The 3,459-nt window shown below is 69.4% G+C and carries 4 protein-coding genes; 2 read left to right on the forward strand and 2 right to left on the reverse strand.

Features of this window, described 5'->3' with window-relative positions:
* The coding region (locus WA967_RS12630; RefSeq protein WP_424423116.1) for an ATP-binding cassette domain-containing protein at positions 1–608 on the forward strand (608 nt) is incomplete at its 5' end.
* A gap of 137 nt (positions 609–745) precedes the next feature.
* Here WA967_RS12630 and WA967_RS12635 read toward each other — a convergent pair.
* Together WA967_RS12635 and WA967_RS12640 are read right to left on the reverse strand one after the other, a co-directional pair.
* Entirely contained in the window at positions 746–1,555 is an 810-nt protein-coding gene (locus WA967_RS12635) for a M56 family metallopeptidase (protein WP_424423119.1), read from the reverse strand.
* Between the two features lie 4 nt (positions 1,556–1,559).
* The gene (locus WA967_RS12640) at positions 1,560–1,931 is read right to left on the reverse strand and encodes a BlaI/MecI/CopY family transcriptional regulator (protein ID WP_424423121.1); all 372 of its coding nucleotides are present in this window, start codon (positions 1,929–1,931) and stop codon (positions 1,560–1,562) included.
* 119 nt (positions 1,932–2,050) lie between these two features.
* Between WA967_RS12640 and WA967_RS12645 the strand changes: the two genes are divergently transcribed.
* Positions 2,051–3,459 (forward strand): cytochrome ubiquinol oxidase subunit I (locus WA967_RS12645; RefSeq protein WP_424423124.1); only part of this gene is annotated, 1,409 nt, incomplete at its 3' end.

Here is a 3,459-nt window from a genome sequence, read left to right on the forward strand (position 1 = left end):
GAACAGCAGCGACCGGTCGCTGGCTGGTGCTCGACGGGCCCTCGGGCTCGGGCAAGTCCACGCTGCTCTCGGCCATCATGGGAGCCCTGCCGCTGGCATCCGGTGCCGTCCGCGCCGATCACGCGCCCCTGACGGATCTCGACGAGCGCGCATGGCGTGATCGGGTGGCCTGGTGCCCACAGGACGCGTACGTCTTCGACTCCACGCTGCGGGGCAACCTCGCGCTGGCGCGTTCGCGCGACGACGCACCCGACGAGCAGTCGATGCGGCGCGCGCTGCGGCGGGCCGGGCTCGCCGGACTCCTGGGCACGCTCTCCGATGGTCTGGACACGCGCGTGGGCGCGGGCGGCTCCGCGCTGTCCGGCGGCGAGCGCCAGCGGCTGGCCGTGGCCAGGGCACTGCTCACCCGGGCCGACGTGATCCTGCTGGACGAGCCCACTGCGCACCTCGACGAGCCCACCGCCGCCGCGATGATGGCGGACGTGCGTGCGGCGGCGTCCGAGCGGATCGTCGTGCTGGTCACGCATCGTCAGGTCGGCCGCCGGGAAGACGACGTGATCGTGCGGCTGCCCGGCAGCATCAGCATTCCGGAGCCGGCACTGCGCTGACTCTCTAGCGGGCCTCACTCACGCATGGCGTCATGCGGGTTGAGGAGTGCCGCGCGAGGTGAGGATGCCGCGCGCGGGTTGAGGACTGCCGCTCGAGCGGGAACCGGATCCGTGCGGCGGCGCCCCCGCGCGATGGCTCAGTGCGCGAGCCTGCGGAACCGGTCGCTGACCCGCATCGAGCCCGACACCGGCTGATCGGCGCCGGGCGCGCCGCCGGCGCCGACCTGCAGGATCGCGCGCGCCAGCACCTCGTCGTGAACTTCGTGGCGGGCGTGGTCGTCGGCGAGCATCTCGACCAGGGCCGCGACCTCGACCTCGGCGCGCGCGGCGATCGGGAACCACGGCAGCGCCGAGCGCCACGCCCGGAATGCCAGCAGCAGCAGATCGTGACGCTGCTCGACGTGCGCGCGTTCATGGGCGATGACGGCGACCAGTTCGTCGGCATCGAGCCGGTCCAGCAGCCCTTGGGAGAGCACAGTCACCGAGCTCGCCCCGCGGGGCAGGCAGTACGCCATCGGGACGGCCTGATCGATCACGCGGGTGCGAGCGCGCGTGGGATGCGGTGAGGTCAGCATCTCCAGCAGCGCGAGGTGGCGGTGACGGAGCCGGGTGACCTGCACGATCGTGACGGCGAGGTGGGTCAGCAGATACGCCGCGAAGACCACCGCCGCGATCGGGGCGAGCCACGGATGCTGAGGCAGCGCGGCGTATCCGGCCAGCGCCAGCGCGCCGATCATCGACAGCCCGCCGGCCAGCCCGATCACCTGCCACAGCAGCAGGGCCATCACCGGGGCGCGCATCGGCCATGTCGCGCGCGACAGCGCGACGGGCACGGGCCAGGCCAGGGCCAAGGCGACGACGCCGAAGACGGCTGCGCCGACGATGATCACGCCGTGCGGGATCACCAGGGCGCCGGTCGGTGCGGCATCCATCGCGACGAGAAGCATGGGATCAGCCGGTGCGGCCGAGCAGCTGCCGCAGGATCGCGGCATCCTCAGTGGAGACCCCGCCGACGAACCGCTCGAGCACGGCGGTGCGGTCGGAGGCGTCGCCCAGCACGGTGTGCATGAGCTCGGCCACGTGCTCGGCGCGGGAGGAGACGGGGGTGTACCGGTGCGGGCGCGCGGAGCGGTCGGAGGACACGAAACCCTTCTTCTCCAGTCGCGACAGCACGGTGAGCAGCGTCGTGATGGCGAGGGTCCTGCCGTCGGCCTCGAGTCGGCTCTGCACGTCATAGGCGCTGAGTGAGGCATCGGCATCCCAGAGCGCCTCCATCACCGCGCGCTCGAGTTCTCCGAGTGTTCCCATCGCGTCTCCCGTCATCCGCTGCCAATGATTCTACTCCACGTAGAAAGTGTTCTATTGTGTGTCGAAGTAGTTCTACGTGACGTAGAATTCAAGAGTCGACCGGATGCGGCATCCGGCCCGAGGAGGAGAACCGCATGGACGTGCTCGACATCGCGCGATGGCAGTTCGGCATCGTGACCGTCTACCACTTCCTCATGGTCCCGCTGACGCTGGGACTGGGAATGATGGTCGCCATCATGCAGACGCGCTGGGTGCGCACGGGCGACGAGAAGTTCCTGCGCATGACGAAGTTCTGGGGCAAGGTCTACCTGATCAACTTCATCATCGGCGTGGCCACGGGTCTGGTGCAGGAGTTCCAGTTCGGCATGGCCTGGAGCGAGTACTCGCGCTTCGTGGGCGACGTGTTCGGCGCGCCCCTGGCCATGGAGGGCCTGCTGGCGTTCTTCGTCGAGTCCACATTCCTAGGCATCTGGATCTTCGGCTGGGGCCGGCTGCGCAAGGGACTGCACCTGGCCGCGCTGTGGTGCGCGGTGATCGGCTCGTGGATCTCCGCGTTCTTCATCATCTGCGCGAACTCCTGGATGCAGCATCCGGTGGGCGTGGTGAAGGGCCCCGACGGTCGCCCGGTCATGAACGACATCTGGGCCGTGCTCACCAACAACACCGCACTGGCCGCGTACACGCACACCATCCTCGGAGCCCTGGTCGTGGCAGGCATGTTCCTGCTCGGCATCTCGTGGTACCACCTGTGGCGGCGTCGTCACGACGGCATCGACACGATCGACGAGACCGGTCGCGTGATCGTCGGGAAGGCGGATGCCGCGCCCGGGCGCGACCGCGCGGATCACGGCGTCTGGCTGTGGTCGCTGCGCCTCGGAGCGGTGGTCGCCATCATCGCATTCGGCGGCACCGTCATCTCGGGCGACGTGCAGGGCAAGCTCATGTACGAGCAGCAGCCCATGAAGATGGCGGCCGCGGAGGCCGCCTGCCACACCGGCTCGGACTTCTCGGTGCTCTCGCTCGGCGACCCCGGATCCACGGACTGCGCCGACGTGGTCACGCTCATCAAGATCCCCGGCGCCCTGGGATTCCTGGGCACGGGCGAATGGGGAGCCGACATGCCCGGCATCCGAGATCTGGAGACGCACTACGTCGACCAGTACGGCAAGACCATCCCGAACAAGGCGATCTACGGCGACATGGCCGGCACCGACGTGAAGTACGTGCCGGTGATGTGGGTCACGTACTGGGGCTTCCGGCTGATGATCGGCCTCGGCGGCGTGGTCGCACTCGGCGGTGCGGTGGCGCTGTGGCTGACCCGCAAGGGCACCGTGCCGAGTTCGAAGTGGATCATGCGGCTGGCGCTGCTGGGCATCGTCGCGCCGTTCTCGGCGAACATCGCCGGGTGGATCTTCACCGAGCTGGGTCGACAGCCCTTCGTCGTGGCGCCCAACCCCACCGGCGTCGACGGGGTGTACATGTTCACCGCGGCCGCCGTCTCACCCGGCGTCACCGTCGGGGAGCTGCTGTTCTCGGTCATCAC

It is taken from the genome of Microbacterium sp., assembly GCF_049650565.1.
In the GTDB taxonomy this organism is placed as follows: Bacteria; Actinomycetota; Actinomycetes; order Actinomycetales; family Microbacteriaceae; genus Microbacterium.

Coding starts and splice junctions, on each gene's coding strand:
- WA967_RS12635 (WP_424423119.1), bottom strand. CDS start 1,555: ATGCTTCTCGTCGCGATGGATGCCGCACCGACCGGCGCCCTGGTGATC.
- WA967_RS12640 (WP_424423121.1), bottom strand. CDS start 1,931: ATGACGGGAGACGCGATGGGAACACTCGGAGAACTCGAGCGCGCGGTG.